Origin of the sequence: Mesorhizobium calcicola (assembly GCF_042682105.1) — a bacterium.
Lineage (GTDB): Bacteria > Pseudomonadota > Alphaproteobacteria > Rhizobiales > Rhizobiaceae > Mesorhizobium > Mesorhizobium calcicola.
In genome coordinates, this window is sequence record NZ_JBHUGY010000044.1 from 1 (window position 1) to 26025 (window position 26025).

The 26025-nt window shown below is 61.3% G+C and carries 29 protein-coding genes, 1 tRNA gene and 4 pseudogenes; 20 read left to right on the plus strand and 14 right to left on the minus strand.

Going from position 1 to position 26025, the window contains the following annotated elements:
* The 3 genes and pseudogenes from map to ACFSQT_RS27130 all read left to right on the plus strand — a co-directional run.
* Window positions 1-491 (plus strand): type I methionyl aminopeptidase (gene map / locus ACFSQT_RS27120; RefSeq protein WP_379023918.1); only part of this gene is annotated, 491 nt, incomplete at its 5' end.
* Window positions 492-537: 46 nt separating this feature from the next.
* Window positions 538-999 (plus strand): annotated as a pseudogene (locus tag ACFSQT_RS27125) (UPF0758 domain-containing protein); the annotation flags it as partial.
* Window positions 1000-1132: 133 nt separating this feature from the next.
* Entirely contained in the window at window positions 1133-1909 is a 777-nt protein-coding gene (locus ACFSQT_RS27130) for a hypothetical protein (protein ID WP_379023623.1), read from the plus strand.
* Here ACFSQT_RS27130 and ACFSQT_RS27135 read toward each other — a convergent pair.
* Complete coding sequence (locus tag ACFSQT_RS27135; protein ID WP_379023920.1) at window positions 1906-2133, minus strand: DUF6471 domain-containing protein; 228 nt, start codon at window positions 2131-2133, stop codon at window positions 1906-1908. The two genes, ACFSQT_RS27130 and ACFSQT_RS27135, sit on opposite strands and share 4 nt — an antisense overlap.
* 104 nt (window positions 2134-2237) lie before the next feature.
* Between ACFSQT_RS27135 and ACFSQT_RS27140 the strand changes: the two genes are divergently transcribed.
* The 4 genes and pseudogenes from ACFSQT_RS27140 to ACFSQT_RS27155 form a co-directional block, all read left to right on the plus strand.
* Window positions 2238-3203 (plus strand): IS1595 family transposase, encoded by a 966-nt coding sequence (locus ACFSQT_RS27140; protein WP_379023627.1) that lies wholly within the window; start codon window positions 2238-2240, stop codon window positions 3201-3203.
* Between the two features lie 119 nt (window positions 3204-3322).
* Window positions 3323-3592, plus strand: a complete 270-nt coding sequence (locus ACFSQT_RS27145; protein ID WP_379023629.1) for a hypothetical protein — start codon at window positions 3323-3325, stop codon at window positions 3590-3592.
* Window positions 3593-3602: 10 nt separating this feature from the next.
* A complete protein-coding gene (locus ACFSQT_RS27150) occupies window positions 3603-3887 on the plus strand; it encodes a hypothetical protein (protein WP_379023631.1) in 285 nt (94 codons plus the stop codon).
* A gap of 475 nt (window positions 3888-4362) precedes the next feature.
* A pseudogene (locus tag ACFSQT_RS27155) lies at window positions 4363-4674 on the plus strand (JAB domain-containing protein); the annotation flags it as partial.
* A gap of 52 nt (window positions 4675-4726) precedes the next feature.
* Here the strand turns inward: ACFSQT_RS27155 and ACFSQT_RS27160 are convergent.
* The 4 genes from ACFSQT_RS27160 to ACFSQT_RS27175 all read right to left on the minus strand — a co-directional run bounded on the left by ACFSQT_RS27160 (window position 4727) and on the right by ACFSQT_RS27175 (window position 8007).
* Complete coding sequence (locus ACFSQT_RS27160) at window positions 4727-5107, minus strand: cupin domain-containing protein (protein WP_379023922.1); 381 nt, start codon at window positions 5105-5107, stop codon at window positions 4727-4729.
* A gap of 7 nt (window positions 5108-5114) precedes the next feature.
* A complete protein-coding gene (locus ACFSQT_RS27165) occupies window positions 5115-6602 on the minus strand; it encodes a 4-hydroxyphenylacetate 3-hydroxylase family protein (protein ID WP_379023924.1) in 1488 nt (495 codons plus the stop codon).
* A gap of 14 nt (window positions 6603-6616) precedes the next feature.
* Window positions 6617-7153, minus strand: a complete 537-nt coding sequence (locus ACFSQT_RS27170) for a flavin reductase family protein (RefSeq protein WP_379023926.1) — start codon at window positions 7151-7153, stop codon at window positions 6617-6619.
* Between the two features lie 131 nt (window positions 7154-7284).
* A complete protein-coding gene (locus ACFSQT_RS27175) occupies window positions 7285-8007 on the minus strand; it encodes a GntR family transcriptional regulator (RefSeq protein WP_379023928.1) in 723 nt (240 codons plus the stop codon).
* Between the two features lie 295 nt (window positions 8008-8302).
* Here ACFSQT_RS27175 and ACFSQT_RS27180 point away from each other — a divergent pair.
* From ACFSQT_RS27180 to ACFSQT_RS27220, 9 genes and pseudogenes are all read left to right on the plus strand, one after another.
* A pseudogene (locus ACFSQT_RS27180) lies at window positions 8303-8467 on the plus strand (JAB domain-containing protein); the annotation flags it as partial.
* 87 nt (window positions 8468-8554) lie between these two features.
* A pseudogene (locus ACFSQT_RS27185) lies at window positions 8555-8755 on the plus strand (hypothetical protein); the annotation flags it as partial.
* A 129-nt stretch (window positions 8756-8884) separates the two neighbouring features.
* Window positions 8885-9673, plus strand: a complete 789-nt coding sequence (locus tag ACFSQT_RS27190; protein ID WP_379023930.1) for a hypothetical protein — start codon at window positions 8885-8887, stop codon at window positions 9671-9673.
* Window positions 9674-10136: 463 nt separating this feature from the next.
* On the plus strand, window positions 10137-11021 hold the full coding sequence (gene coxB / locus ACFSQT_RS27195; RefSeq protein ID WP_379023932.1) for a cytochrome c oxidase subunit II: 885 nt from the start codon (window positions 10137-10139) through the stop codon (window positions 11019-11021).
* A gap of 21 nt (window positions 11022-11042) precedes the next feature.
* Window positions 11043-12812, plus strand: coding sequence for a cytochrome c oxidase subunit I (gene ctaD / locus ACFSQT_RS27200; protein WP_379023934.1), 1770 nt, complete (start codon window positions 11043-11045; stop codon window positions 12810-12812).
* Window positions 12809-13513 (plus strand): cytochrome c oxidase subunit 3, encoded by a 705-nt coding sequence (locus ACFSQT_RS27205; protein WP_379023936.1) that lies wholly within the window; start codon window positions 12809-12811, stop codon window positions 13511-13513. Before ctaD ends, ACFSQT_RS27205 begins: the two co-directional genes overlap by 4 nt.
* 13 nt (window positions 13514-13526) lie before the next feature.
* Window positions 13527-14246, plus strand: a complete 720-nt coding sequence (locus tag ACFSQT_RS27210; protein WP_379023938.1) for a heme-copper oxidase subunit III family protein — start codon at window positions 13527-13529, stop codon at window positions 14244-14246.
* Window positions 14247-14255: 9 nt separating this feature from the next.
* Complete coding sequence (locus ACFSQT_RS27215; protein WP_379023940.1) at window positions 14256-14657, plus strand: cytochrome C oxidase subunit IV family protein; 402 nt, start codon at window positions 14256-14258, stop codon at window positions 14655-14657.
* Window positions 14658-14943: 286 nt separating this feature from the next.
* Window positions 14944-15417 carry an aminoacyl-tRNA deacylase gene (locus tag ACFSQT_RS27220; protein ID WP_379023942.1) on the plus strand — a complete coding sequence of 158 codons (474 nt, stop codon included), beginning with the start codon at window positions 14944-14946 and terminating at the stop codon, window positions 15415-15417.
* Between the two features lie 54 nt (window positions 15418-15471).
* On the opposite strand, the gene ACFSQT_RS27225 is transcribed toward ACFSQT_RS27220, so the two are convergent.
* The 5 genes from ACFSQT_RS27225 to tig all read right to left on the minus strand — a co-directional run bounded on the left by ACFSQT_RS27225 (window position 15472) and on the right by tig (window position 20501).
* The gene (locus ACFSQT_RS27225; protein ID WP_379023944.1) at window positions 15472-16284 is read right to left on the minus strand and encodes a DUF2189 domain-containing protein; all 813 of its coding nucleotides are present in this window, start codon (window positions 16282-16284) and stop codon (window positions 15472-15474) included.
* Window positions 16285-16682: 398 nt separating this feature from the next.
* Complete coding sequence (locus ACFSQT_RS27230; protein ID WP_379023946.1) at window positions 16683-17615, minus strand: heme o synthase; 933 nt, start codon at window positions 17613-17615, stop codon at window positions 16683-16685.
* A gap of 149 nt (window positions 17616-17764) precedes the next feature.
* Window positions 17765-18145, minus strand: coding sequence for a c-type cytochrome (locus tag ACFSQT_RS27235; RefSeq protein WP_379023948.1), 381 nt, complete (start codon window positions 18143-18145; stop codon window positions 17765-17767).
* Window positions 18146-18339: 194 nt separating this feature from the next.
* Window positions 18340-18864, minus strand: a complete 525-nt coding sequence (locus ACFSQT_RS27240) for a hypothetical protein (RefSeq protein ID WP_379023950.1) — start codon at window positions 18862-18864, stop codon at window positions 18340-18342.
* Between the two features lie 161 nt (window positions 18865-19025).
* Window positions 19026-20501, minus strand: coding sequence for a trigger factor (gene tig, locus ACFSQT_RS27245; protein ID WP_379023952.1), 1476 nt, complete (start codon window positions 20499-20501; stop codon window positions 19026-19028).
* A gap of 377 nt (window positions 20502-20878) precedes the next feature.
* Between tig and ACFSQT_RS27250 the strand changes: the two genes are divergently transcribed.
* A tRNA-Leu gene (locus tag ACFSQT_RS27250) sits at window positions 20879-20963 on the plus strand.
* Window positions 20964-21056: 93 nt separating this feature from the next.
* On the opposite strand, the gene ACFSQT_RS27255 is transcribed toward ACFSQT_RS27250, so the two are convergent.
* The gene (locus ACFSQT_RS27255; RefSeq protein WP_379023954.1) at window positions 21057-21467 is read right to left on the minus strand and encodes a RidA family protein; all 411 of its coding nucleotides are present in this window, start codon (window positions 21465-21467) and stop codon (window positions 21057-21059) included.
* A gap of 84 nt (window positions 21468-21551) precedes the next feature.
* Between ACFSQT_RS27255 and ACFSQT_RS27260 the strand changes: the two genes are divergently transcribed.
* A complete protein-coding gene (locus ACFSQT_RS27260) occupies window positions 21552-21686 on the plus strand; it encodes a hypothetical protein (RefSeq protein WP_379023956.1) in 135 nt (44 codons plus the stop codon).
* A 223-nt stretch (window positions 21687-21909) separates the two neighbouring features.
* On the opposite strand, the gene ACFSQT_RS27265 is transcribed toward ACFSQT_RS27260, so the two are convergent.
* The 3 genes from ACFSQT_RS27265 to ACFSQT_RS27275 form a co-directional block, all read right to left on the minus strand.
* The gene (locus ACFSQT_RS27265) at window positions 21910-23358 is read right to left on the minus strand and encodes an aromatic amino acid lyase (protein ID WP_379023958.1); all 1449 of its coding nucleotides are present in this window, start codon (window positions 23356-23358) and stop codon (window positions 21910-21912) included.
* 211 nt (window positions 23359-23569) lie between these two features.
* Complete coding sequence (locus ACFSQT_RS27270) at window positions 23570-24154, minus strand: GDYXXLXY domain-containing protein (protein ID WP_379023960.1); 585 nt, start codon at window positions 24152-24154, stop codon at window positions 23570-23572.
* A complete protein-coding gene (locus tag ACFSQT_RS27275; protein WP_379023962.1) occupies window positions 24151-25269 on the minus strand; it encodes a DUF2157 domain-containing protein in 1119 nt (372 codons plus the stop codon). The genes ACFSQT_RS27270 and ACFSQT_RS27275 overlap by 4 nt, the downstream gene beginning before the upstream one ends.
* A 238-nt stretch (window positions 25270-25507) precedes the next feature.
* Here ACFSQT_RS27275 and ACFSQT_RS27280 point away from each other — a divergent pair, with 238 nt between their 5' ends.
* A complete protein-coding gene (locus ACFSQT_RS27280) occupies window positions 25508-25648 on the plus strand; it encodes a DUF1127 domain-containing protein (RefSeq protein WP_013531315.1) in 141 nt (46 codons plus the stop codon).
* A 49-nt stretch (window positions 25649-25697) separates the two neighbouring features.
* Window positions 25698-25838 (plus strand): DUF1127 domain-containing protein, encoded by a 141-nt coding sequence (locus ACFSQT_RS27285; protein ID WP_352673012.1) that lies wholly within the window; start codon window positions 25698-25700, stop codon window positions 25836-25838.
* Window positions 25839-26025: the final 187 nt, after the last annotated feature.

The following is a 26025-nucleotide window of genomic DNA, read 5'->3' on the forward strand; positions in this document are numbered from 1 at the left end:
ACATCCTCGACGGCTGGCACGGCGATTCCTCGCGCATGTACCCGGTCGGCACGATCAAGCGCGCCGCCGAGCGCTTGCTCGAAGTCACCCATGAATGCCTGATGCGCGGCATCGCGGCGATCAGGCCCGGCGCCCGCATCGGCGCCATCGGTGCAGCCATCCAGACCTATGCCGAGGGCGAGCGCTGTTCGGTGGTGCGCGACTTCTGCGGCCACGGCGTCGGCCAGCTCTTTCACGATGCCCCGAACATCCTGCACTATGGCAGCGCCAATGAGGGCGTCGAAATGCGGCCCGGCATGATCTTCACCGTCGAACCGATGATCAATCTCGGCCGCCCGCATGTGAAGGTCCTGTCGGACGGCTGGACCGCGGTGACCCGCGACCGTTCGCTGTCGGCGCAGTATGAACACACGATCGGCGTGACCGACACCGGCTGCGAGATCTTCACGCTGTCGCCCAAGAAGCTCGACCGCCCCGGCCTACCGGCTTAATCTTGTTCCGCCGGGTTCTTCCGGCCAGGAAATGCGGAGCGGGGTTGTGGGGACAGGAAGCGACGACGACGAGCGAGGCTTCTTTTCCGAAGTGCCGATGCGGCCGGCGGCGAAGGCCAAGCCGCTCGAGGAAAAACCGCACTATCTCGGCCATCGCGACCGCTTGCGCGAGCGCTTTGCCTCGGCCGGTTCGGACGCCCTGCCCGACTACGAATTGCTGGAACTTCTGCTCTTCCGTCTGATCCCCCGCGCCGACACCAAACCAGTCGCCAAGGCGCTGCTGGCACGCTTTGGCACGCTGGCCGAAGTGCTCGGTGCTCCGCTCGGCCTGCTGCAGGAGGTCAAGGGCATCGGCCCGGCGGTGGCGCTCGACCTGAAGGTCGTCGCGGCGACCGCGCAGCGCATGGCGCGCGGCGAGGTCCGCGGCCGCGAGATCCTCTCCTCATGGACGCAGCTTCTCGACTATTGCCGCTCGGCAATGGCGTTCGAGGAGCGCGAGCAGTTCCGCGGTCTTATGTAGCAAACGCACCAAACCCCGACGACCAAAGGAGGGGACCGTGAGCTAGGCGGCGCGCCGTGTGGGCGCAAGCGGCATGGGCCGCTGTCTTTTGCCGGCGCTTCCTACCTGCTAGTCTGTCGGGATGGGGTGGCTTTACAGAAAGATTCGAGAATTCGAGTGGATTGTGTCGCTATGGGCTTTGGCGACGACCTCTCCAACTTTCTGGCTTGTGGTTGCTGCGGTGGCCGCAGTGCTGACCGCAGTTGGATCAGTCCTCTACGATGCGGCATCGTGGATCAATGGGTATGGCCGGTCGGGATGGATACTGGCCGTTGTCGCGGCCATAATTTTGGTGTGCGGGGTTATCGTGAGTGTAACTGCGGCTTGGCGTGGCATCCGCAGCATTCGATCTGGAACCCGCACTCCCCAATCAAGCGAAGCGAATGGTCGGGCCGAAGCGCGTGAAAGCGCTAGGGATGAAACGCTTCGCAGAATAGACAGGTCGATCTTTCTGTTGCTTGTAAGCGCGACGGATGAAGGGACGCATAGAGCACTGTGGAAGGCTTATAAGGCGCTTCCGGAACGATCCAGCGGTGACAGCGATGACGCCTTGCTACGGATTGCAAACGGCCTGAAGGGTCACGAAAGTGAGACTGGCGCGGCATTGAACGGCACCCGATGGTGGGGTGAATTTTCGGTCGCGATGGCGGATGCGCTCTATCTGGCCGATGTTGAATTGCGCACGGCAAAACTGCCAGACGGCATCCATCCAATGATCTATCGTGAATATGCGATTGCGGATCGAAAACGCGAAGCCCTGAAAACGTTCCTAGAGAACGCAATCTCTACTTCTGACAACAATAGAGACTATACACTTGGCATGCTCAGGGATCAGAAAAAGTTTCACGACAAAGCCTAGCCCCCCAACATTAGGCTCTTGGTCCCTAAAGCCGTAAGGCATTGCAGGAGAAAGGCGGCTGTAAACTTGCCCCTAGAGAGCTTATTCCGCACGTTCACTTCCTTCTCGTCAACGCCAATCGCATTCAGCTTTTCTACGAGCTGCGAATAGGTCACACCCTTCCGCTTCAATTCGGCTTTCAGGAGGTTAGCCGCTAGGGCTTCGTAGTCCGTCTTTTCCGCCATGGTATCGCCTTTGCAGGAAAATGTATCGAAATCGATACATATGCCCTTGTATGGGATACGTCAACGTACTACATTCGTTACTTAGGTAACGGAAACAGTACGTCATGACCCAGCACTTCCTCCTTTCCGCCGAAAGCCGCACCCTATCTCTCAAGGAGATTTACAAGGGTGGCGAGGAAAAGGCTTACGACACGTTCAAGCGCCTTCGTTGGGCTTCGACGCAAGGCGAGCCTGTTTGCCCGAAATGCGGGTGCCTGGATCATTACGACATTCCGACCCGTCGCAAATTCAAGTGTGCCGCTTGCGGTGCGCAGTTCTCTGTCACGTCAGGCTCTATCTTCGCTTCGCGCAAGCTGTCGTTCACCGATTTGCTGGCGGCGATCTGCCTGTTTGTGAACGGCTCCAAGGGCATGTCGTCGGTCCAGTTCTCCCGCGATTTGGACGTCCAGTACAAGACCGCCTTCGTGCTGTCGCACAAGCTGCGCGAAGCCCTGTCGGCTGAAACCAAGAACGAAATCCTGGAAGGCGAAATCGAAATCGACGGTGCATTTTTCGGAGGTGTGGTGCGCCCTGAGAACCGCGTAGAGGACCGCAAGGACCGTCGCATGAAGGAACACCAGTCAGACCGTCGCCGCGTCGTCATCGCCCTGCGTGAGCGCGCTGGCCGCACCCTAACCTTTGTCCGCAACCGTGAAGCCGAAGGCGTCGAGATCGCCCGCGCTCGGATGCTGGCCGGATCAAAGCTGTTCGCCGACGAAGCCAATCATTGGGACGCCTTGGAAGTTGATTACGCTTCGACCCGCATCAACCACTCGGAAAGCTACAGCGACGGCCACGGCAAGCACACCAACATGGTCGAAAGCTATTTCAGCCGCCTTCGCCGCATGGTCGTCGGCCAGCACCACCACGTTTCGCACAAGTACCTCTATCAGTACGCGAACCATGCCGCTTGGCTGGAAGATCACCGTCGCCGCTCAAACGGCGGTAACGCCTTCGCCATCCTTGGCGGAGCGCTCAATCATCCGGTGTCGCGGGTGTGGGCTGGGTATTGGCAGCGTGAAAGTGCTTAACCCTCGCGCAAGCTAGACCGTGGTACAAGGAGCTATACGCCTGATGGCGTATTGCAACTACGCCAGTAACCTCTATATGCTGGCGTTGGACTTAACCCGTCCAACCACCGGAGAATACCATGAATCAGAAACTGCGAGTGATCTGCTATCAGGATCACGGCGTGTGGCTTGCGCAGGGACTGGAACACGATATCTGTGTGCAGGCCGAGACCCTAGACGACCTCTGCGGTCGTTTGGAGGTAGCCGTACGGTTAGAATGTGAAGACGGCGGGCTTGATCACATTGGGCCAGCACCCGAACACTTCCAGCGTATGTGGGACCGGAAATCGGGTAATTTTACGCCGATGGGCTCCAACGCCGGCGAATACGAACTGGCGCTAGCAGCATAAGGTTTCGCAGATGGCCTACCCTTTCGGAGGCCATCCGCGCCTTGCCGACTACATTGGACAAGCGCGACAAGATCACGGTGCCACGTGTCAAAGCGGCACCGCCGCTGACAGTTCGGGCAAGGCCCATGCCGTCAGCAAGATCAAAGTTCCGTCCGGTAAATCGGTCGTCGTCGTCGGAATGGACCAAACCGACCATCTGACCCCTTCGATGGTCGGATACCTTGATCGCCGGCTGGAAATCACTTCGCCGTGGTTTTCGGTCGATCCGGGCGATAACAACCCGTTTGCAGAATAGATGGGCTTTTCGCGTCGCTTAGCAGGCCTCTGGCCTTCCGCCTTCGCCGGACCTTGGCAGTATTGACGCACTGCCTGATCCGTTCGACCAGCGACGGCTCCCAGCCCTTCATTTGAACAATTCGCTGGGCCGTCTCTTTGTTGGCCTTGCTGCCTTCCGCCTCGCACTTCAGAATTAGCCGGTAAAGCTCGCCCTTGCGGAACCGATTCGGCTTCCGTCGCAGCGGCACGATTTGGGACGGGTCGCCCTTGTAGCCAAGGATTAGAAGCACCGCGTCTATGTGCTGGAGGTGGTGAGCCAGGTCCGCACCCTTGAAGCGGATTAGGCCGGATATCTCGGCCCGCTTGGCAACAAGCGTGTTGATGGCGTGCTGGTATCGGGTGGAGCGGACAGTCGGCGCTACTCTTGGCATCCCACGGATTTTATGGGAACCCACTCAAAAGAGCGCGCGGGAAGTTGGTGCGTTTGCTACATAAGACCGCAGTTCCGCATCCTGTTCCTCGACAAGAAGAACGCGCTGATCGCCGATGAGGTGCAGCAGGTCGGCACCGTCGACCACACGCCTGTCTACCCGCGCGAGGTGATCAAGCGCGCGCTCGACCTCTCGGCGACCGCGATCATTCTGGTGCACAATCATCCGTCAGGCGACCCGACGCCGTCGCGCGCCGACATCGAGATGACGAAGGAAATCGTCGACGCCGGCAAGCGGCTGGGTATCGCCGTGCATGACCACATCATCATCGGGCGCAAAGGCCATTCCAGCATGAAGGGCCTGCTGCTGATCTAAGGCCTCGCCAAACCTGGCGGCCGCACCATCCGCCGCCGCTGCCAGCAAGGCGCTAAGCCTCGTAGTAGTGAAGCTCGAGCAGCAGGCATCCGGTATGCGACCGGAAGGGGCCGTGATAGACGCCAGGCGGCCGGCAGGCGTAGGTGTTCGGGCCAAAACTCAGCGACGGCTCTTTGACAGAAGATCCACCGACGATGAGGTCTCCTGATACGAGAAATACCTCTTCCCAGTATTCATGCGCGAACGGCACCGTCGTATAGGCACCCGGCGCAAACCGCAGCAGCCGCGTGCGGTTCCCGGTCTTGCCCGCCTCGTCGAGCCGGCCGGCAAGAATCTTCTGCTCGATGTCGGGCGGGTAACCAGGCGGCGAATGCCAGCCCTCGCCGGTCATGTCGATCGTGTGAAATTCCTTGTGTTCCTTTCGGATCGGCATGGCAACCTCAAGCGGCAACCAGAGCGGCGCGGTCGACCTCGTCCTCAAGCGAATAGCTGTCCAGCATGTGATCGACGAGCTGCGTGCAGCGGTCCCAGTCGAAGGTGCGGAAGCTGTGCCCCTTGGTCACGAAGGTGGCGCCGGCATAGAACATCTCGTACTGCGTGTGGCGCGAGGCGAACTCCGAGCCGACTGCGTCCCAAGCGAGCTTGAAGAATTTTACCCGGCCCTCCGACGAGGCGACCGGCGATTGCTGCGTCTTTTCAATCAGACTGCGCAACTCCGGATCGGCGAAATCCTGGACGGAGGAAGGCAGCATGATCAGTCCGCCGCCCGCCAGCTCGCGCAGGGCGAGGATCACCCCGGCATAGAGTTGCTGTGTCAGCACCTGAGCTGAATAGAGCGTATGCGCGTCGGGCGCGAAATAGGCGCCGTGCATGTGGCCTTTCACCTCCATGGCGTGCACCAGCGCGTCGACCATCGTGTTCTGTGCCGCTAGCGCTCCCAGCGTCTCGCGCACCTGCGGAAAGTTGATGACACCGTTGGTCTCGACGATGCGCCGGGCGATGCCGACGAGAAAGCGCATCTTCACCATCAGGCGGATCTGGGCCTGGTAGTTCTGGAAGACATGCGCCGGCGTGGCATGGAACTGCCGTTGGCACATGGCGATGTCCCGGTTGACAAAGACGCGCTCCCAGGGAACTTTCACATCGGCGAAGTAGAGCACGGCATCGTTCTCGTCGAAGCGGCTGGCGAGTGGATTGTCGAAGACACTGACGGCGCTCTCCTCGTAGGATTTGCGAGACAGGATCTTCAGCCCGCCGGCGTTCATCGGCACGGCGAAGGACACTGCATAGGGCTCGTCGCCCTCGCGCAGCGGCTGGATGCAGGTGACGAACACCTCGTTTGCCATGATGCCGCCGGTGGCCAGCATCTTGGCGCCGCGGATCGTCAGGCCTGCGGCGTCCTGGTCGACGACGCCGGCGGTGAGGAAGCGGTCCTCCTGCTCGCCGGCGGACTTCGAGCGGTCGGCCTGCGGATTGAGGATGGCATAGGTGAGATAGAGGTCGTTGTCGCGAGCGTAACGGTAGTAGTCGGCAAGTGCCGCGGCGCGCGCCTTGTCATAGGCCTCGAAGACCTCGATCCCCATGAACATGCCGGAAATGCAGGAGGCGACGTGGTCCGGGGCGCGGCCGAGAAAGCCGTAGTGAAGCTCCGTCCAGGCTTCCAGCGCCTTGCGCCGCTCGACAAGGTCGGCATGGCTGCGCGGCAGCTGCCAAATGCGGTTGGCCCGCTGCCCGCCGCGTTCGGGGACTTCGAAGGTCATCAGCTCCCGGTTGTCCGGCCGCGCCTGGAAGTCGTAGAGCGTGCCGACAGACTGGATCGTGTGGCGGAAGGCGGTATGCGCAGTGACGTCACCGGCCGCCTGGCCGTTGATGTAGACCTGCCTGCCGTCCTTCAGCATCTCGATATGCTGTGCCCCGGTCTTGATCATCTTACCCTCCAAGATCAGTAGTGGATATCGAGCGGCCAGAGCGGCGCCTTGAACTCCGTCGCCTGCAGCGCCGCGTAGCGCCCCCTGTTGAAAACCAGTGGCTGCCGGTCGGCGAAGGACCGGAAGTGCTTCACCCTGGCGATGAACAGCACGTGGTCGCCGGCTTCGTGCCTGGCCCATGGCTCGCAATCGAACAGCGCCGCCGCGCCGGGCAACACCGGGGCGCCCGAGCGGCCCTGCTCGAACCGCACCCCTTCCCACTTGCTGGAAAGCGGCTTGGCGAAGCGGTTGGAAATGTCCTTCTGGTTTTCCGAGAGAACGTTGACCGCGTATCTCGCAGCCTTCTGCCAGAGCGGCAGGCTGGCTGAACGACGGTCGATGCTGAACAGCACGAGCGGCGGGTCGAGAGACAGCGAGTTGAACGAGCTCATCGTCATGCCGAGTTGCTCGCCGTCGGCCAGACAGGTGACGACGCAGACGCCGGTCGGAAACTGTGCCAGCGCCTGCCGGAACGCGCGCACGTCGAAAGCCGTTTCTCTTTCGATGATCATGTTCCGGCCCTTTCGGCACCGATCTGTTAAGTCACAAAATTCGATCTACCAATTCCGTTGACCAACTGCCCGCCGCCACTGTGTGTTTCGACCGTTCGGACGCCTCGCGGATGCGAACGCCGCGGCCCCTCTTACTGCGCCGCCACCGCCGGCCTGCGCACGGTTGCCGCCGACCCCCAGCCCGCCGCCACCGGCAGCCGCAAGGCGACGAGCGTCCGCGCCAGATGCTCGGCAACAGAAGCGGCCGCCTGCTCGGGCTGTCCGCGGCGTATGCCCTCGACAATCGCAGCGTGCTCGGCAAGCACGCTGTCGCCGCGCCCGCCGGAGATCGTGATGACATGCACGCCCATCCGCAACTGGCGGTCCCGCAGGCTCTCATAGAAGTCGGCGAGCACCGGATTGCCGGCGGCGCGCACGATCGTGCGATGAAACTCCCGGTCGCATTCGATGAACGCCACGGGATCGTGCCGCACCTCCACCTGTCGGGCGATCAGCCTGTCAAGTTCCGCCGCGAGCATGTCGCCGAAGCCGGCCGCCTGCCGCACGCACCACTCTTCGACCAGGCAGCGGGCCTGCATGACCGCTTCGATCTCCGCCTCGGTGATCGGCGGAACATAGGCACCCTTCTTCGGCACGATCTGTAGGAGGCCGTCGGCTTCGAGCCGCAATAGCGCTTCGCGCACCGGAGTCCGCGACGTTCCCGTCTCTCGGCAAACCTCCGCCTCGGTAAGGAACGTGCCCTCGCGGCTGGGCAAGGTAAGCACGTGCCGCTTCAGCCAGCGATAGACGACGTCCTGCGCAGCATCGGCGCGTTGCCCTATGGCAGGGCGTTGTGATTGATGTCGCCAACTCATAGACAGAATGTATACATGTTGTTTCCAAGAGATTCAAGCCCGAACTGCTGCTGGAAAATGCGTCTCCACCAGAGTAGCAGAGAAGCCGTTCAGCCGTTCCGAGCGGCGGAAGCGAGAAAGATAAGTGTTCGGAACCCGTGGTTGATCGGGACGTCAGAGTACTGAGAAAATGCGATCGTGCCTAAGCGAGGAAAATCACGAGTAGTCACTTGATACATACCCCAGTTAGCTGCCCCAGCTCTCCACCATAGGCGCACAAGTATTTGATATCCGTGACGATTTTATCAGTTATGCTTTGATCCACAATCATCCGTCAGGCGACCCGACGCCGTCGCGCGCCGACATCGAGATGACGAAGGAAATCGTCGACGCCGGCAAGCGGCTGGGCATCGCCGTGCATGACCACATCATCATCGGGCGCAAGGGATACGCCAGCATGAAGGGCCTGCTGCTGATTTAGCTGGGGCCACGACCAATATGCTGACGAAGTCGCGTTCGACGAGAGGAAAGCCAGGCGTTCGCCCGTGACGCGTCGGGTGGCGCCGCGCTTGAGTTCGCGCTGATCGCGCCTTTCATGCTCCTGTCCGGCATCTTCGCCTTCGGCTGGTCGATGAATGCCATGTCGAGCGTCCGCGATACGCTGGGCGCGTCCTCGCGCTCGCCGCAGTTCCAGTGCCGCCGGTTGGCGGCTAGGACCATGGTCTGGCCGGCATGGGACTTCAGTGCCGTCGCGGCTTTATGGCATTGATTTGTATGGAATATCAAATGATTATGGCACCTGCGGGTCGTTCCGCTCGCGCATTGAGAACGCATTTCTCTAAAGTTTACTCCGTAGAATTAGTGATTTCTCATATGACGCGATTCTAGCGGTTGGGCGGTGGCGGCGATTCATCGAGGAGACACCATGACAAACCGAAAAACTCTGTTCGCGGCGCTTGCCGCATTGGCGCTTCTGGCGTCTCCGGCGCTCGCCGGAGCCGGCGGCAACGGTAACGGCGGCGGCAATGCTGGCGGCCACGGCAACGGCGGCAACGGGCACGGCCATGCCGGCGGCAATGGCAAGAGCGGGGCTTCGCATGGCAAGTCTGCGTCGGCCCCAGGGCGGGTGGCCAAGGTGGAAACGGACACCACGACCGACACCACGGTCAATACGAAGTCCGTGCCCAAGGACAAGAACATCCATGCCAAGCTTGGCCGGTTGAACTCGCTGCAGCGCAACATCAACGCCTATCTGAACTCCAAGAGCCCGAAGTTCGCCGCCATTCAGGCCTTCGTGACGCAATCCGCGAAAGCCAAGAACGCTCAGGCCGCGGCTGACGAGGCAGCCGACAAGGCGGCCGCCGCCCAGACCCAACTGAATACCCTGAATGCTGAGCTGACCGCGCTGCAACTGGACCCGTCCGCCACGGCTGCACAGATCAAGGCTCTGCAAGATCAGATCACTGCTCAGCAGGCGATTGTCGACGCCGATAACGCGGCCGCCGACCAGGCTCAGGCCGCGGCTGACGCGGCAACGGTCGGCACCGATCAGGCATCGCTCGACGCGGCGCTGGCGGACATGGCCAACAAGCCCGTCGACGCCGAGGTCACGGATTGGGCCGAGGGCGTCCTTGCCGACAAGATCGACCAAATGGCCGCCGCGCTTCAAGCGCAGCAGACACCGTAGCCATCGCGAGCCGAACGGTAGCAGCAATCAAACAAGATGCCGCCAGGCCCTCGCCTGGCGGCATTGCTGTTTCCTGGTCGTCGAGAAGAGAATCGGTCGCCAACGCGACCCGGCGTGATCCATTTGTCAAAGAAGCCAATCTGTCGCCGGCCCTGAGCGGTTTTGGCGCGCACAGCGACATCGGCCCGCCGACCGGCCTTGGCACACTCCGACCGTCAAATTCGGCCCTGGCGATTCGACGCAGGCGCATCAGCCGAACGAACGCGTCTCGGTGCGCAATCGCCGTCGAGAAATGGCGCCGCTGGTCTGGAAACGGCCCTTTTCGAAGGGTCGCGGCGGCCAAAAGGCGGCATTTTTCCCGTCAAGATAGTCGGCTCTGGAATTTCGACCGAAAAGAGAGCTATGATGATCTTGGCATTCGCCGGAACAGCTTCGCGCTCCTTGAATGCCGGGAGGACGGGACATGGCCGTAGCGCTTGTACTCGTTTTGATCGTCGTGGGCTCGGTGTTGTTTCACCTCCTGAGCCCATGGTGGTGGACGCCGATTGCCTCGAACTGGAGCTATATCGACAGCACCATCATCATTACCTTCTGGATCACCGGCGTCGTCTTCGCCGCCGTGGTTCTATTCATGGCCTATTGCGTCTTCCGCTTCCGTCATCGGGAAGGAAACCAGGCTGCCTACGAACCGGAAAACAAGCGGCTCGAATCGTGGCTGACGATCGTCACCGCGGTCGGGGTCACGGCGTTGCTGGTTCCCGGCCTGTTCGTCTGGAGCCGGTTTGTCAACGTCCCGAGCGACGCGACCGAGGTCGAAGTCGTCGGCCAGCAGTGGCAGTGGAGTTTCCGCCTGCCCGGCAAGGACGGCAAGCTTGGAACATCCGACACCCGCGACGTCACCGCCGACAATCCGCTGGGCGTGATCGCCAAGGATCCCAATGGCCAGGACGATGTCGTGGTCGAAGCGGCCGATCTGCATCTGCCGGTCGGCAAACCGGTCAAGATGCTGCTCCGCTCGATCGATGTGCTGCATGATTTCTATGTGCCGGAATTCCGCGCCAAGATGGACATGATCCCGGGCTCGGTCACCTATTTCTGGTTCACCCCGACCAAGACCGGGACCTTTCAGGTCTTGTGCGCCGAACTTTGCGGCCAAGGCCATCCCATGATGCACGGTGTGGTCATGGTCGACACCCAGCAAGACTACGTGGCCTGGCTTGGCCAGCAGCAGACGTTCGCGCAGTTGTCGGCACCCCAGCAAACGGGCTCGGCAGACCAGGCGCCGGGCAAGACGATGGCGTCAGGTTTGAAAATTGCAGCAGGGCTCGAAACGGTCGGGTCTCGCTGAAAAGGACACGGAGGTGTTCCTATGGTCGACATCACGCCTGCAGATGGCATCCCGCCGGCCGAAGTCGCGGAAGTCGAACTCTATCATCCGCACAGTTGGTGGACGAGATACGTCTTCTCGCAGGACGCCAAGGTCATCGCCATCCAGTATTCGGCGACAGCAACGGGAATCGGCCTGGTCGCCCTGGTGCTGTCCTGGCTGATGCGGCTGCAGCTCGGCTTCCCCGGTACGTTCGACTTCATCACCCCTGAAGCCTACTACCAGTTCATCACCATGCACGGCATGATCATGGTGATCTACCTGCTCACCGCCCTCTTCCTCGGCGGCTTTGGCAACTATCTGATCCCGTTGATGGTCGGCGCGCGCGACATGGTCTTTCCCTATGTCAACATGCTGAGCTACTGGATCTACCTGCTCGCGGTACTGGTTCTGGTGTCGAGCTTCTTTGCGCCCGGCGGACCGACCGGGGCCGGCTGGACGCTCTACCCGCCGCAAGCCATCATGAGCGGCACACCAGGCGGCCAGGACTGGGGCATCATCCTGATGCTCTCCTCGCTGATCCTGTTCATCATCGGCTTCACGATGGGCGGCCTGAACTACGTGGTGACAGTGCTGCAGGGCCGCACGCGCGGCATGACAATGATGCGCCTGCCGCTGACCGTCTGGGGCATCTTCACCGCGACCGTCATGGCGCTGCTGGCCTTTCCGGCGCTGTTCGTCGCCTGCGTGATGATGCTGCTTGACCGCGCCCTCGGCACCAGCTTCTTCATGCCGGCGATCTCCGAAATGGGCGAGCAACTGCAGCACAATGGCGGCAGCCCGATCCTGTTCCAGCACCTGTTCTGGTTCTTCGGCCATCCCGAGGTCTACATCGTGGCGCTGCCGGCGTTCGGCATCGTATCCGACCTGATCAGCACCCATGCACGCAAGAACATCTTCGGCTACCGGATGATGGTCTGGGCCATCGTCGGCATTGGCGCGCTGAGCTTCGTGGTCTGGGCGCACCACATGTATGTCAGCGGCATGCACCCCTATTTTGGCTTCTTCTTCGCCACCACGACGCTGATCATCGCCATTCCGACCGCCATCAAGGTCTACAATTGGGTGCTGACCCTGTGGCGTGGCGACATCCATCTCACCATACCCATGCTCTTTGCCCTGGCTTTCATCGTCACCTTTGTGAACGGCGGGCTGACCGGGTTGTTTCTCGGCAATGTCGTCGTCGATGTTCCGCTGTCCGACACGATGTTCGTCGTCGCCCATTTCCATATGGTGATGGGTGTTGCGCCGATCCTCGTGGTGTTTGGCGCGATCTACCATTGGTACCCGAAGGTCACCGGCCGGATGCTCGACGAGATGTTGGGCCGGTTCCATTTCTGGGTCACCTTCCTCGGCGCCTACCTGATTTTCTTCCCCATGCACTACCTCGGCCTGATGGGCGTGCCGCGGCGTTACGCTGAACTGACCGACATGACCATCATGACGGAGTCGGCCCACCACCTGAACTCGTTCATCAGCATCATGGCGTTCATCGTCGGCTTTGCCCAAATGGTGTTCCTGTTCAACCTGATCTGGAGCATCCGCCATGGCCGCGAGGCCGGCGGCAATCCGTGGCGGGCCACGACCCTCGAATGGCAGACGCCTCAAACACCGCCGGCCCACGGCAATTTCGGCAAGGATCTGCCGATCGTCTATCGCTGGGCTTATGATTACAGCGTACCGGGCGCCAAGGAGGACTTCATCCCGCAGAACATGCCGGGCTCCTTCGGCCCCTCAAGGGAACCGGCATGAGCGTTATCCTGGTCTTCCTGCTCGTCATCGCCGGTTTTGCCGGATGGTGGCTTTCGCACCAGAGGCTGATGACCAAGCCATGGCTCGAGCAAGGTCTGGCCGGCGATTTTGTCGGCCTCGACCGCTCGGCCCTGCCCACCGCCAAGATCGGCCTCGGTGTCTTCCTCGCCGTCGTCGGCTGCCTGTTCGCGCTCTTCACCAGCGCCTATTTCATGCGGATGGCGGTATCGGACTGGCAGCCGCTGCCGCTGCCGCGGCTGCTCTGGCTCAACACCGGCGTGTTGGTCCTGAGCAGCATAGCCCTGCAATGCGCCGTCGTCGCCGCGCGCAAGGGTCAGATCGACATGGTCAGGCTCGGCCTTGCCACGGCCGGGCTCACGGCGCTTGCCTTCCTGGTCGGCCAGTTGATGGCATGGCGGCAACTGACCGAAGACGGCTATCTGCTGAGCTCCAACCCGGCCAACAGCTTTTTCTACCTGATCACCGGCATGCATGGCCTGCACATACTGGGAGGGCTGGTGGGCCTCGGCAGAACGACCGCCGGCGCCTGGAATGGAGCGCGGCCGGAACGGCTTCGCCTCGGCGTCGAGCTGTGCGCCATGTACTGGCATTTCCTGCTTTTCGTCTGGCTCGCCATCTTCGTCCTGCTGGCCGGGTGGGCCGCGACGTTCATCGACATTTGCCGACAGTTGCTGACCTGAGGGGATCAAGCGGATGGCAGAGACACTGACGCATATCGGCCAGACAGAGCCCCGGCCCACGGGCTGGCGAGGCATTGCCGCCGACTGGTCCTCGGATCAGCGCGCGTTCAAGAACGTGTCCTGGGGCAAGGCCATGATGTGGATCTTCCTGCTCAGCGACACCTTCATCTTCGGTTGCTTCCTGCTCTCCTACATGACCGCGCGCATTTCGACACGCGAGCCGTGGCCCAATCCGAGCGAGGTCTTCGCGCTGCGTATCGGCGGCTCGGAGATCCCGCTGATCCTTATTGCCATCATGACCTTCGTGCTGATCTCAAGCAGCGGAACAATGGCCATGGCGGTCAATTTCGGCTATCGCCGCGACCGCCGCAAGACGGCAATCCTCATGCTTCTGACTGCGGCACTCGGCGCGACCTTTGTTGGCATGCAAGCGTTCGAATGGACCAAGCTGATCACTGAAGGGGTCCGGCCCTGGGGCAATCCCTGGGGCGCTGCACAATTCGGTTCGTCTTTCTTCATGATCACCGGTTTCCACGGCACCCATGTGACGATCGGGGTGATCTTCCTGATCATCGTGGCGCGAAAGGTCTGGCGCGGAGATTTCGACACCGGACGGCGCGGCTTCTTCACCAGCCGCAAGGGCCGCTACGAGAACGTCGAGATCATGGGGCTGTATTGGCACTTCGTCGACCTGGTGTGGGTGTTCATCTTCGCTTTCTTCTATCTTTGGTGAGAGGCAGACATGGCTGAAGCAACCGCAAACGGCCTCGGACAACACGCACTTCATGCCGGTCATGCACATGAAGCGCCGGCGGTCGCCGCCCATGCCGACGTTCATCAGGAGCACCCGATCAAGCTCTATCTGGTGGTCTGGGCATGGCTGTTCATCCTCAGCACCGGCTCCTACCTGGTCGATTATTTCGGCTTGCAAGGCTATCTCAGATGGTCGTTGATCCTGATCTTCATGATCCTCAAGGCAGGGCTGATCGTCGCCGTCTTCATGCACATGGCCTGGGAACGGCTGGCGCTGGCCTACGCGATCATCCTGCCGCCGGTACTGGTGCTGGTGTTCGTGACGATGATGGTCTTCGAAGCCGACTACACGCTTTTCACCCGGCTGGCGTTTTTCGGATCCGGGCCCTGACGCGCAACCCGGATTGGCATGGCATTTCCCGTCAAGGTCCACGCAGGCGGGGTGCGCGTGCAGTTCGGTTGCCGGGTCTTGAAACAATCGGCAGCTGGTCCATTTTTGCTAGAGCATGATCCCGAAAAGTGGATCCGGTTTTTGCTGCGCTGATCTTCGGCACCGAAAAGATCATGCTCAAACAAAAAGAGAGAGCCGATTCGATCGGGATAGAACAGGCTCTGGTACCGGAAACGACGTTGCCCTCGTTTCCCGTGCGTCGCGAACCCCGGCAAGGGAGGCCAAGATGGCGATCGCAAACAGACTGAAGGACTTCATCGACGGCAAGGGAATTTCCTACGACACCGTCGCACATCATCGCACTTCAACGAGCCGGCAGTCGGCAATAGCCGCGCATGTGCCCGGCAGCATCATGGCGAAAACCGTGGTCGTTCACCACGAGCTTGGCTATACGCTGGCCGTGGTTCCGAGCACCCACAGGATCGAACTTGGCAGGTTGCAGGACGTCATGGACAAGCGTCTGGGACTCGCTTCCGAAGACGAGGTGGTTTCGCTCTTCGGTGATTGCGACACCGGCGCCATCCCGCCGATCGGCGCGGCCTACGATGTGCCGGTGATTGTCGATGAAAGCCTGGGCGATGCCGCCGACGTCTACTTCGAAGGCGGCGATCATAGAACACTGGTGCATGTCAGCGGCAAGGATTTCCGCAACCTGACGATGGGCGCATATCACGCCCGCTTCAGTCACCCGGCTTACTGACGGCTTCGATCAGACTTGCACCGGCTCCCCTCGCCGGTGCGAGCCAGAACGTCCTCAACTCGCCGGTCTGGCGGGCGACTCCACGACCTTGCGGTAGACATGCCAGGTGGCGTGACCGAGGATCGGCAACACGACGGCCAGCCCGGCGAACACCGGCAGCGAGCCGATGATCAGGGCGACGGCAACGATCAGTCCCCAGACGGCCATGGTGATCGGGTTCGCCAGCACCGCACGCACCGAGGTATGGATGGCCTCGTAGGCGCCGACGTCGCGGTCGAGCAACAATGGGAAGGCGACGACCGTTGTGCACAACACCACCACAGCGAAGACGAAGCCGATGGCGTGCCCCAGGATAATTAGCGTCCAGCCGCGTCCGGTGGCAAATATTTCATTGATGAAGCCGGATATCGATTCCGGCGGAGCCGGGCCAAAAAGATATTCGTAGAACATCTGCGCCGTCAGAAGCCAGGCGATGAAGATTGCAAACAGCATGATCCCGACCGCCGCGATGGCCGGCAGCGCCGGAGAATTCCTGACCTGGAAAGCGTGCCTCCAGGAGGTGTCGAGTCCGGCTTCCCGTCTGCGGCTGATCTCATAGAGGCCGATCGCCGCGAACGGGCCAATCAGCGCAAAACCGGAGACCAGCGGAAACAACAACGGCAATGCATTGGCGCCCGACGTCCAGGCGGCGAGCACGACGCCCACGAGCGGATAGATCAGGCAGAGAAAAACGATGTGCGACGGCTTGACCATGAAATCGTCGACGCCCCGCTTGAGCGCGTCGAAAAGGTCGGAAATACCGATTTTTCGAATTTTGGTATGTTCCAGCGTCTCGCTGGCGCCTGCTATCACATGAAAGCTTGCCATGACCATTCCTCCAGACCAGGTCCGGTAAGGTCGCGGTTTCGCGGTGCTGCCGTTCTGCGTAACTGGCCACGCAAAACCGCGACCTGCACCGCAACCAACATACTCTCTTGCCAGAGACTTGTCGCCCTTTGTCAGAAGAGTTCCGGCGATCTACTAGCTCTGGCAGTCTTTTTTCGATATTCTCGTACAGCGCCGCGCGCCCTTTTTTGGGCGCGCAAAGGTTGAAGGTCATGGACGGAAGGACGCTTCTCATACTCGGCCTTGGCATAGTCGCCCTGCTGATCCTGGGATTCTGTGCGATACCATCGTGATGTTCGAGCCTATCCTGGCCTGCAGCGTCTTCATGCAGCAATTACAAACCGGCCGTCTCGACCTGGCGAGCATTCCGACAACAGTTGTTATGCGGCTGACATGAGCCCTCGCATTGCGATGGTGTCGGCAAGCAGTATGGCGAAGATCGCGAAAAGATAGAGAATCGAGAAGGCAAACAGCGCCTTTGCGGGCTTCATCTCCTTGTCTGGAGCGACCAGGACCTTCCAGGCATGCCAGATGAAACCCGTGCCCAATGCGGCCGAAGCAATTCCGTAGAACCCGCTCGCGTATCCGAACGCCCAGGGCAGCACGCCGATTGGCGCCAGGAACAATGAATAGGCGAATATCTGTTTTCTGGTCGAGGCCTGGCCAGCCACGTTCGGCATCATCGGGATGCCGGCAGCGGCGTAGTCGCCGACCTTGAACAGCGCGAGCGCCCAGAAATGCGGCGGCGTCCACAGAAAGATGATCAGAAACAGGATCAGGCTTTCGACGCCGATGGCGCCAGTTGCGGCCGCCCAGCCAATGACGGGAGGAAGGGCACCCGCCGCGCCGCCGATGACGATGTTCTGCGGCGTCGAGCGTTTCAGCCACATCGTATAGATGACGACGTAGAAGAAGATGGTGAAGGCCAGCAGCGATGCGGCAAGCCAGCTCACCAGCACGCCGAGCGTCATGACCGAAAGCGCGGACAGCACCAGGCCGAAGCCGAGAGCTTCGCCCGGCGCGACGCGGCCCGACGGAACCGGCCGCTTTGACGTGCGCGACATCAGCGCGTCGATGTCCGCGTCGTACCACATGTTGAGGGCCCCGGCCGCTCCCGCTCCGATCGCAATCGCACCGATTGCAATCACGGCGATGACCGGATTCGTCGCGCCAGGCGCCACCATCAGGCCGACGAAAGCGGTGAACACCGCGAGCGCCATGACCCGCGGCTTCAAAAGCGCGAAGAAATCGGCCGCCGTCGCTTCCGAAAGGCGGATGCCGGTATCCTTGAGGCGGTTTTCCCTAGTCGACATCTCAGACCGATGGAAGCAGGCAACCCGGGCCATGATCCAGAACTGAAGGCGCGCGAGCGAAAACTGAAACCCGGTTTTTGCTTACGCCGCCCTCGGCTCGGATAAGATCACGATAAAACAAGAGGTTAGACGCCTGGCGGAAGGCCAGGTCACTTGGAGAACGTTTTCAGATAGGCAATGACGTTGGCCACGTCCGCATCGTTCTTGAGGCCGGGAAACGCCATCTTGGTCCCTTTGACCATGGCCTTGGGATCGTGAAGATAGGTCGTCAGCGTTGGTTCGTCCCATTTGACGCCGGACTTGCCGGCGGCAATCATGGCATCGGAATATTTGAAATCCGGATGCGTACCGGCGATGCGGCCGATGACGCCGTGCAGCGATGGACCGATCTTGTTCTTATCCTCGTCCGCGATGTGGCAGACCTTGCATTTGGTGAAGACCTTCTCGCCAGCCGCCGCGTCCTGGGCCTGCGATGGGTTGGCGACGAAGGTTGCAACAGACACGACGGCGAAAAACGCGACCAAGCGCATGACTTTTCCTCCCTGATCGTCAAATGTGCCTAAGGCGATCTGCGCATACCGGGACCACCAGCAACGCGCTTTGCACGGCACAACAGATTATCCGCTTCTCCCCCCATACGGAATTGCGGCATCTATATACCACAGAATCTGGCCGGCAGGTAGAAGAGGTCGGTCGTACAAAGGTTTAGGTGGCCTGCAGCGGCTCAAGGTACATCCGTGTTGCAGCTGCCGGCAATTTGGGCGACCGCCTCGCCAAGTCCGGTGAGGTCGAAATCGGCCTCGCCGCGTCCCGACAGCAGGCCGAACCGCCAGGACAGCCCCAACCGGCTCGCCGACACCAGTTGCTTGACGCCGTCCGCGCCATCCCTGACAAGCATTCTGCCACGGGCGCCGACGGACCAGCTTTCATTGACCCGGTCGCCCTGGTCGACCGAGACCGACATCGTGATTTTCCGGCTGGCGGAGACGGCATCGTTGAGCTGCAGCCATTCGCTCCAGCGCGGTTGGCCGCCGGGTCGGCAGGCGATGGTCAACACCGGGCTATAGCCCAAGGCGCCACCGCCGGTGAAAAGCTTGTTGGTGGCATAGAGCGAGGCAGTGACCAGACCGTCGCTGCCGGTGTCGAAGCGCCAGTTGTCGAGAACGTTGTCAGCCTGGGCGACGCCCCAGACCGAAGCGACAAGCAGCGCTGCGGCAACCACTCCACCCATCTGGACGAACAGTCTCAACGATGCCTCCAACGGCCTGCGTTCTGCAACACAGCAGATAATCATCAAGAGTTCGTACTACCAGCCGCCAACCAGCATTTGCCGGAGAGTCTGTTGCTTCGGCGCCACAACGAAAAAGGCCGCCTCGTGGGCGGCCTCTTTGAAATTCTGTTATCGGACGCTTATTCGGCGTCCTTGGCGGCCTTCTTCTTCGGCGCGGCCTTTTTCTTGGGCTCTTCCGCGTCGTCGGCCTTCTGGTCGTCGGCCTTCTTGGCGGCAGCCTTCTTCGCCGGCTTCGCCTTGACGGCGGTATCGGCCTCCTCGTCGTCGGCCAGCAGCTCTTCCTTGCTGACCTTGACGTCGGTGACCGAGATCTGGCCGAGCAGATGGTCGACCACCTTCTCCTCGAACATCGGTGCCCGCAGCGTGTTCAGCGCTTCCGGGTTGCTGCGGTAGAACTCGAAGACCTCCTGCTGCTGATTGCCCGGATAGCGGCGCACCTGCTCGAACAGGCCGCGCTGCAGTTCCTCGTCCGACACGGTGACGCCGGCCTTCTCGCCGATTTCGGCCAGCACCAGGCCAAGGCGCACGCGGCGCTCGGCAAGACGCAGATATTCGGCGCGTGCCTCTTCTTCCGTCGTCTCTTCGTCGGCGAAGGTGCGGCCGGCCGCTTCCAGGTCGCGATTGACCTGCGCCCAGATGTTGTTGAACTCGGCGTCGACGAGCTTCGACGGCGCCTCGAACGAATAGGACGCGTCGAGCTGATCGAGCAACTGGCGCTTGACCTTCTGGCGCGTCATGGCGCCGAACTGGTTTTCGATCTGGCCGCGCACGACGTCGCGCAGGCGCTCCAGCGACTCGAGGCCGAGGTTCTTGGCGGTCTCGTCGTTGATTTCCAGTGCGCCGGGCTGGGACACTTCCTTGACGGTGACGTCGAAGGTCGCTTCCTTGCCGGCCAGATGCGCCGCCTGATAGTTTTCCGGGAAGGTTACGGTGATCTGCTTTTCGTCACCGGCCTTGGCGCCGACCAGCTGATCCTCGAAGCCGGGGATGAACTCCTTCGAACCCAGCACCAGCGGCTGATCGGTGCCGGCGCCGCCATTGAAGGCCTCGCCGTCGATCTTGCCGACATAGTCGATGGTGACGCGGTCGCCATTGGCGGCCTTGCCGGTCTTCGGCTCGTAGCTGCGTGCCGATTCGGCAACCCGCTGGACCTGCTCGTCGATCTCGGTGTCCGGCACGTCGAACACCTGGCGTGTCACCTTGATGTCGGAGAAATCCTTGATCTCGATCGCCGGAATGACCTCGTAGTTGAGGCGGAATTCGAAGTCGGCGCCGCCGGCCAGGATCTTCTCGGCTTCCTTCTCGTCCTCCGTCATGATGACTTCGGGCTGCATGGCAGCCTTTTCGCCGCGCCCGGTAATGATCGTGCGGGTCGAATCATTGAGGATTTCGTTGACCACTTCGGCCATGAACGACTTGCCATAGACCTTGCGCAGGTGCTGCACCGGCACCTTGCCGGGGCGGAAGCCGTTGATGCGGACCTTGTTCCTGGCATCCGAAAGCCGCGCCATCAGCTTGGCTTCCATATCACCGGCCGGCACGGTGATCTTGATCTCGCGCTTGAGACCGGAGTTGAGTGTTTCGGTGACCTGCATCGTAAAACCTTTGTTTTCACCAATGAGACTGCCACGGCCTCTGCCGTTCACAGCCTGCCGGTATAATCTTGCCGGGAATGGCTTTTGGTACGGAACCTGGCGATTTGACCGAAAATGCGGCTCAAACTCTCCCAAACTGCGTTCCAAAATGTGAATAAGTTCTTGTTTTTCCTACTTCTTATCACATTTTGCAGAAGCGGATCGTCGCGTCCCGTCACATTCGACACGCCTTTTGTCACAGGCGGGGCCAATTTTCAACCATCTTCGCATTTCGGCGAATAACCAACATTTTGGCCCTGATCCAACCTTTGGCCCAGACCCCGACACTTTGTTCCTGACATTGACAGAATGATGGCTACATGGGATTGCCGGTCCATGCGGATGTGGCGGAACTGGTAGACGCCCTGGATTTAGGTTCCAGTGCCGAAAGGCGTGGGGGTTCGAGTCCCTTCATCCGCACCACCCTTCGCTCTTCGTGCTACGGGTGGCGGGTCACCTGAAGCTCGTTAGGCGAAGTCCTCCGAAGCCTTCGCGAAGAATGGCATTGTCGCGACGCTAGCTTCTGATGACCTCGTCAATGACCGCTATCGCGTCGACCTCTATGAGGTAGCCTGGGGACATTATCGCTACCCCGACCACCACATTGGCTGGTTTGTGATCTCCAAACAGCGAAATCTGCGCTTCTTCGATGATCGGAACGTGTTCATCGCGCTTATAATCGACAATGTAGATTGTGATCTTGCAAACTTGCTCAGGCCGTGCACCTGCCGCACTGAGCGCTCGGCCTAAATTGCCGAATGCCAGACGCGCTTGTGCCGCAAAATCACCATGCCCAACGCGCTTGCCGTGTATGTCTTCGGGCTGCTGACCTGAGACGAATACCAGCTTGGATCCCGTCGCGACGACAACCTGCGTGTACATCTCTGGAATTGGCAGATCATCGGGGTTGATGAGTTCGAGCGCCACTAAATAATCTCCTACTACGTTCGACTGATATCGACATTTGTGATCACCGCGTCGCTGGCACACAGGGCTAATAGGAAAGCGGCGGTGCGCGTGACGATCAGCGGCATGGCCCCGCGCGAATTCGTCCAGGGCGACGCGCTAGCGCCAGCGCCGATTGGGCTTAACGCCATCCCCCGGCTGACGCACTGCATCTCGCATGTGGTGTCCGGCGATGATTGATCAGTTGACAGTGTGCTGTCAATTGATCCGGTCATCGCCGCTGCGTTCGCCGTTCCGGCAGCGATCGCCGGATACCGCGCAGTGCTCGGGCTATCGCAGATCGGCGTGACCCTCACTCCTCTGACGCGTTCCGAAGCCTTGGCAAAGGAGGACCGGTGCAGGTTCCAACTCCATCCGTCGACAGGCACACAACCGATGGCCGCGACCGTCCTTGCATCGGCGCCTACACCGCGAACACTCTCCCCGTGAACCACTCGGCCAGGTTCGCCAGTTCGGGCCCCAGCACGCGATCGTCGTCGACAGGCGGCACGATGTCTCTGAGTTCATCGACGAATGACCGCAGTGCCGGCGGCGCGGCGCGTTCGGTGACGTAGAGCGCCTGCGAGGCCATCATCGCCAGCATCGCCATCGCCGCGTCGACGCAGCGGCCGGCGGTCGCCTCCTTGCTCCAGGCGAAGAACGCCGTCGTGGCGACGTCGTCCTGCCCGGCGCCGGCCGATTCCGTTCCAGGAATGAAGGTGCGCTGCGCGGCGAGCTTGGCCTGCTCGAGATAGCCGGTGATCGCCATCGGCACATAGCCGACATTGCCGTGGCCGTCGCTGTCGGCCCAATGCCGCCCGGTCATCAAGAGGTGGGGCAACAGCGACACCTTGCCGTTCAGAAGCTTGGAGGCATGACGGTCGCAGAGCAGGCAGATGTCGGCCCATATCGCCGCAAGATCGTCCAGCGCCGGCGTCGCCATGGCGTTGTGATAGCCGCCGGTGCTGATGCAGCGACCGAACGGGTGCGCGTCGTCCGGCGGGATAAAGACCGGATTGTCCGATATCGAGGCCAGCGACACGGTGGCGGCCCGCTCGGCGGTCGACAGTGCGCGATGCGCCTGGCCGAGCACGCGCGGCACGATCCGATAGCTGACCGGTGCCTGATAGTTGCGCCGCCCGTCTCCGGCGCCGGCCAGAAATTCCCGCAATCCCTGGAGGGCCGCTGCTTCATGTTCATCACCCCAGAGCGTGTCGAGCGCCGCGTCGTAGTGCTCGAGCGGGGCGCGAAACGCTTCGATCGACAGCGCGAACACCTTGTGCGCCATCCGGATGCGGCGGCGTGCCGCGAGCGCTGCGTCGGCCACCAGCGCGGCGGCGCAGGGCGAGCCGTTGATCAGCGAGCCCCGCTCCTTGACCTCCAGGTCAAAGCGCGCCGAAAGCTCGGCAAACAGGGGATAAAGCGCCAGGATTTCTCCGGCGCCGCCCTGACCGGAGGCCGGCACCGCTGGCATCGGGCCGCCGTCGAGCATCGCGGCAACGGCGAGCGCGATGCGCGGCGTGGTGGCGGCGTTGCCCTCGATGAAGTTCGTCAGGCGGGCAAGCACGATCGCCCTGACCACACGATCCGGCAAGGGATCGCCGAACGAGGTCGCCGCGGCGAACGCCTTGATGCGCGCATGGCGCTCCCGCTCGTCACGTTCGAGCTTGCGGCTCGCCAGTTCTCCCATGGCGGTGGTGACGCCATAGATGACCGGCGGCGGATCGGATTCGACGAGCTTCAGGAACAAGGCGCGGCATTCGGCGATGCGCTGCAAGGCCTTCTCGCCGATCTCCACCATGTCCTTCTTCCAGGCGACGCGGAAAACAGTGTCGAGGTTGATGTCTTCACGCGTCGACAGGGTGATTGGCATGCTTCTTACCGTTCAAGTGGGAGACCGCCGGGGGCGTCCGTCAACCGTTCCGATCGACATCATTGATCGGAGGCGTGTTGAGATTCAGGTCAGGCCGAGCCGAAAACGACGGTTTTCGAGAACCGGAGCGGAGCGTACTTGAAGTGCGTGAGCACCGGAAGCGCAGGAAACCGACGTTTGCAGGCCGGCCTCACCTGAATGTCAACACGCCTTAATAAAGCGGTTCCTCGAACAGTGTCTTGTCGCCGTCCACCAGCGCCTTGATCTGCGCGGTGCCGTCGCCCGCCAGCGCGAGGCGGATGCCGAACGGCCGCACCCGGATGTCGCCCTGGATCGCCATCCCCTGGCCTTCCGGCAGATAGAAGCGCTCGATGCCGTAGTCCGGCGCGATGGTCATCCCTTCGCTGCGAAGATCCCACCCTTCCGCGACATGGCCTGATATATCGGCCTCGTCGGCAGCGGCCGGCGTCGGCGCCTTGCCGAACCAGGCGATGGTCGGCTGCCAATAGCCGTCGGCCCCCTTCTTCAAGCGGACGACGATCGGCGTGTCGTCGCTCGAAAATTTGTCGGCCGGGATGTTGGCGATCATTTTCACCGGTATCCGCGAAATCGCGTAGCCGAGGATGATGTAGTCGCCGCGCAGCAGATCGCGCGGATCGATCGGCTGGATTTTCAGCAGCACTTCCTTGCCGTTGCGCAGGATCGCCGCCCGGCCGGCGATGATCCAGCTCAGGAATCCGATCTGGACGAGCGCCAGCACCAGCGCCGAGATGATCAGCCTCTTTCCGGTCATCATGCCGTGGCTCCCTTGGCGGCTGGGTTCTTCATGCGTTTTTCGATGCGGATGATGACGAGCGCAAGGATGCCGAGCAGCACCGCAGCGGCAAGGAAAAAGCCGGCCGTATCGAGCATCGATTGCAAGGTCACCACATAGATGATGGCCAGTTCGAAGGCGAAGCCGGCATAGCCAAGCCAGCGCAACCCGCGGCTCTCCCGCCCGGCCAGCACGATCGCAGCGACGATGCCCGCCAACGCAATCACCGACGCGATGGCGAATCCGCTGTTGTAGGTGCTTTCGTCAGCCAGTTCGAACTGGATCATCGCCAGGCCCGTGAGGAAGCCGAGCAAAGCGTGCAACGGCAAGCGGCCGCCAAGCTGCACGACCTTGTCGACCGGTTCCGGCGCGAAGACGGAAGCCGCAAACAGCAGCGCTGAGACAATGACAAGGGGGATCGCCACCTGCAGCGTCGCGTGATCCATGGCAAACAGCACGAGATAGAAGAGCAGCGACGGGATGATCAGATGCCGCGCCGGCTGGCTGCGGGTCCAGAACGAGACGGCAAACAGCACGATCGCCATGACCACGAAGGCATGTGGAAATTCGCTGCGGCTGTAATAGTCGAAGCCTTTCAGGAACAGCCAGGCATCGGCGATGCCGACCGCAGCGACGGTCAGCGGGTTCGAACGCAGCGCGACCGCCGCCAACGCCGTGCCGGCACCCCAGGTGACCAAAGCCGAGGCCTCGTCGCCGGAGAGATGATACATCTGGCCGATCAGCGCGATCGAGCCGCCGAAAGCCGCTGCCGACACGATCCACAGTGCCTCGCCGATCGCAGCATGGTCGCGCGTCTTCAACAGCGCGCCGCCGACATAGCCGCCAAGAATGATGGCAAAGAGTGCCGCGACCCGTGCCAGCCGCGGGATGGCATCCCAGTTCGCGGCGACGAAAATCAGGATTGCGGCGCCGAACAGCAAGGCAGCCATCATCGCCAGGATCGAGCCGAAGCTGAGCGATTTGCGCTCGTTGGCCTCGACATCGCGCGTCAGGGAATCGGCGGTGGCGGCGTCGATCAGGCCTGCCTGCCGCCAGCGCGCGATATCCGACCTCACTCGTGACGAATAGCCCGCCATCCCGCTTCTCCCCCAGTTTGGTCTTTTTTTCAGCCGACCCAGTCAAACCGTTGACGCCACGGCATTTTCCGATTCGGGCTTCTTTGTGTCAGGTCCGTGAACACGCGTTAATGCTGCATTGCACAATTTGCATTGCTGCCATGCAGCCATAGCGCTTTTAAATCGATATAGGCCCGCCTATCTATGCTTCGTACACAAAGACGGAATGATCCGGAAGAAAGACGAAACGAGAAATACCATGAACCTGATCCGCAACTACCGCAACTGGCGCCGCTACAGGGACACCGTGTCCGAGCTGAGCCGCCTGAGCAACCGTGAACTGACCGACCTCGGCATCAGCCGCAGCGACATTCCCTACGTCGCTCGCAAGGCGGTCTAATTCTTCGGACCGCGAATGGTCCGAACAAGTTTTGAAAAAGAGAACGACAATGAACCTGATCCGCAACTATCGTGACTGGCGCGTTTATCGCGAGACGGTTACCGAGCTGGGTCGCCTTTCGAACCGCCAGCTGCATGATCTCGGTATCGTCCGCGACGAAATCAAGATCGTCGCCCGCCGGGCGATCTAACCAGAATTTCGCCAGGGTCGACCTCCTCCCCGACCCTGACGGATCCGGTCAGCCTTCACCTCCTCCCGAGGGTTGACCACCAAAACGGCGCCCGCCGCACCTCCTCCCGCGGCGGGCGTTGTTTCCCGGGGCAAAACGAATTTTGCCCCAGAGGTTTCGCCCCTTTTAAAAATGGCGAAAGAGATTT

Excerpts from the sequence above, each read along its gene's own strand:
- ACFSQT_RS27230 (WP_379023946.1), bottom strand. The coding sequence starts at position 17,615 with ATGTCGACTAGGGAAAACCGCCTCAAGGATACCGGCATCCGCCTTTCG.
- ACFSQT_RS27205 (WP_379023936.1), top strand. The coding sequence starts at position 12,809 with ATGAGCGTTATCCTGGTCTTCCTGCTCGTCATCGCCGGTTTTGCCGGA.
- ACFSQT_RS27235 (WP_379023948.1), bottom strand. The coding sequence starts at position 18,145 with ATGCGCTTGGTCGCGTTTTTCGCCGTCGTGTCTGTTGCAACCTTCGTC.
- ACFSQT_RS27150 (WP_379023631.1), top strand. The coding sequence starts at position 3,603 with ATGGCCTACCCTTTCGGAGGCCATCCGCGCCTTGCCGACTACATTGGA.
- ACFSQT_RS27145 (WP_379023629.1), top strand. The coding sequence starts at position 3,323 with ATGAATCAGAAACTGCGAGTGATCTGCTATCAGGATCACGGCGTGTGG.
- ACFSQT_RS27270 (WP_379023960.1), bottom strand. The coding sequence starts at position 24,154 with ATGATGACCGGAAAGAGGCTGATCATCTCGGCGCTGGTGCTGGCGCTC.
- ctaD (WP_379023934.1), top strand. The coding sequence starts at position 11,043 with ATGGTCGACATCACGCCTGCAGATGGCATCCCGCCGGCCGAAGTCGCG.
- ACFSQT_RS27170 (WP_379023926.1), bottom strand. The coding sequence starts at position 7,153 with ATGATCATCGAAAGAGAAACGGCTTTCGACGTGCGCGCGTTCCGGCAG.
- ACFSQT_RS27285 (WP_352673012.1), top strand. The coding sequence starts at position 25,698 with ATGAACCTGATCCGCAACTATCGTGACTGGCGCGTTTATCGCGAGACG.
- ACFSQT_RS27265 (WP_379023958.1), bottom strand. The coding sequence starts at position 23,358 with ATGCCAATCACCCTGTCGACGCGTGAAGACATCAACCTCGACACTGTT.
- ACFSQT_RS27140 (WP_379023627.1), top strand. The coding sequence starts at position 2,238 with ATGACCCAGCACTTCCTCCTTTCCGCCGAAAGCCGCACCCTATCTCTC.
- ACFSQT_RS27275 (WP_379023962.1), bottom strand. The coding sequence starts at position 25,269 with ATGGCGGGCTATTCGTCACGAGTGAGGTCGGATATCGCGCGCTGGCGG.
- ACFSQT_RS27175 (WP_379023928.1), bottom strand. The coding sequence starts at position 8,007 with ATGAGTTGGCGACATCAATCACAACGCCCTGCCATAGGGCAACGCGCC.
- ACFSQT_RS27225 (WP_379023944.1), bottom strand. The coding sequence starts at position 16,284 with ATGGCAAGCTTTCATGTGATAGCAGGCGCCAGCGAGACGCTGGAACAT.
- tig (WP_379023952.1), bottom strand. The coding sequence starts at position 20,501 with ATGCAGGTCACCGAAACACTCAACTCCGGTCTCAAGCGCGAGATCAAG.
- coxB (WP_379023932.1), top strand. The coding sequence starts at position 10,137 with ATGGCCGTAGCGCTTGTACTCGTTTTGATCGTCGTGGGCTCGGTGTTG.
- ACFSQT_RS27210 (WP_379023938.1), top strand. The coding sequence starts at position 13,527 with ATGGCAGAGACACTGACGCATATCGGCCAGACAGAGCCCCGGCCCACG.
- ACFSQT_RS27165 (WP_379023924.1), bottom strand. The coding sequence starts at position 6,602 with ATGATCAAGACCGGGGCACAGCATATCGAGATGCTGAAGGACGGCAGG.
- ACFSQT_RS27135 (WP_379023920.1), bottom strand. The coding sequence starts at position 2,133 with ATGGCGGAAAAGACGGACTACGAAGCCCTAGCGGCTAACCTCCTGAAA.
- ACFSQT_RS27160 (WP_379023922.1), bottom strand. The coding sequence starts at position 5,107 with ATGCCGATCCGAAAGGAACACAAGGAATTTCACACGATCGACATGACC.
- ACFSQT_RS27220 (WP_379023942.1), top strand. The coding sequence starts at position 14,944 with ATGGCGATCGCAAACAGACTGAAGGACTTCATCGACGGCAAGGGAATT.
- ACFSQT_RS27130 (WP_379023623.1), top strand. The coding sequence starts at position 1,133 with ATGGGGTGGCTTTACAGAAAGATTCGAGAATTCGAGTGGATTGTGTCG.
- ACFSQT_RS27215 (WP_379023940.1), top strand. The coding sequence starts at position 14,256 with ATGGCTGAAGCAACCGCAAACGGCCTCGGACAACACGCACTTCATGCC.
- ACFSQT_RS27280 (WP_013531315.1), top strand. The coding sequence starts at position 25,508 with ATGAACCTGATCCGCAACTACCGCAACTGGCGCCGCTACAGGGACACC.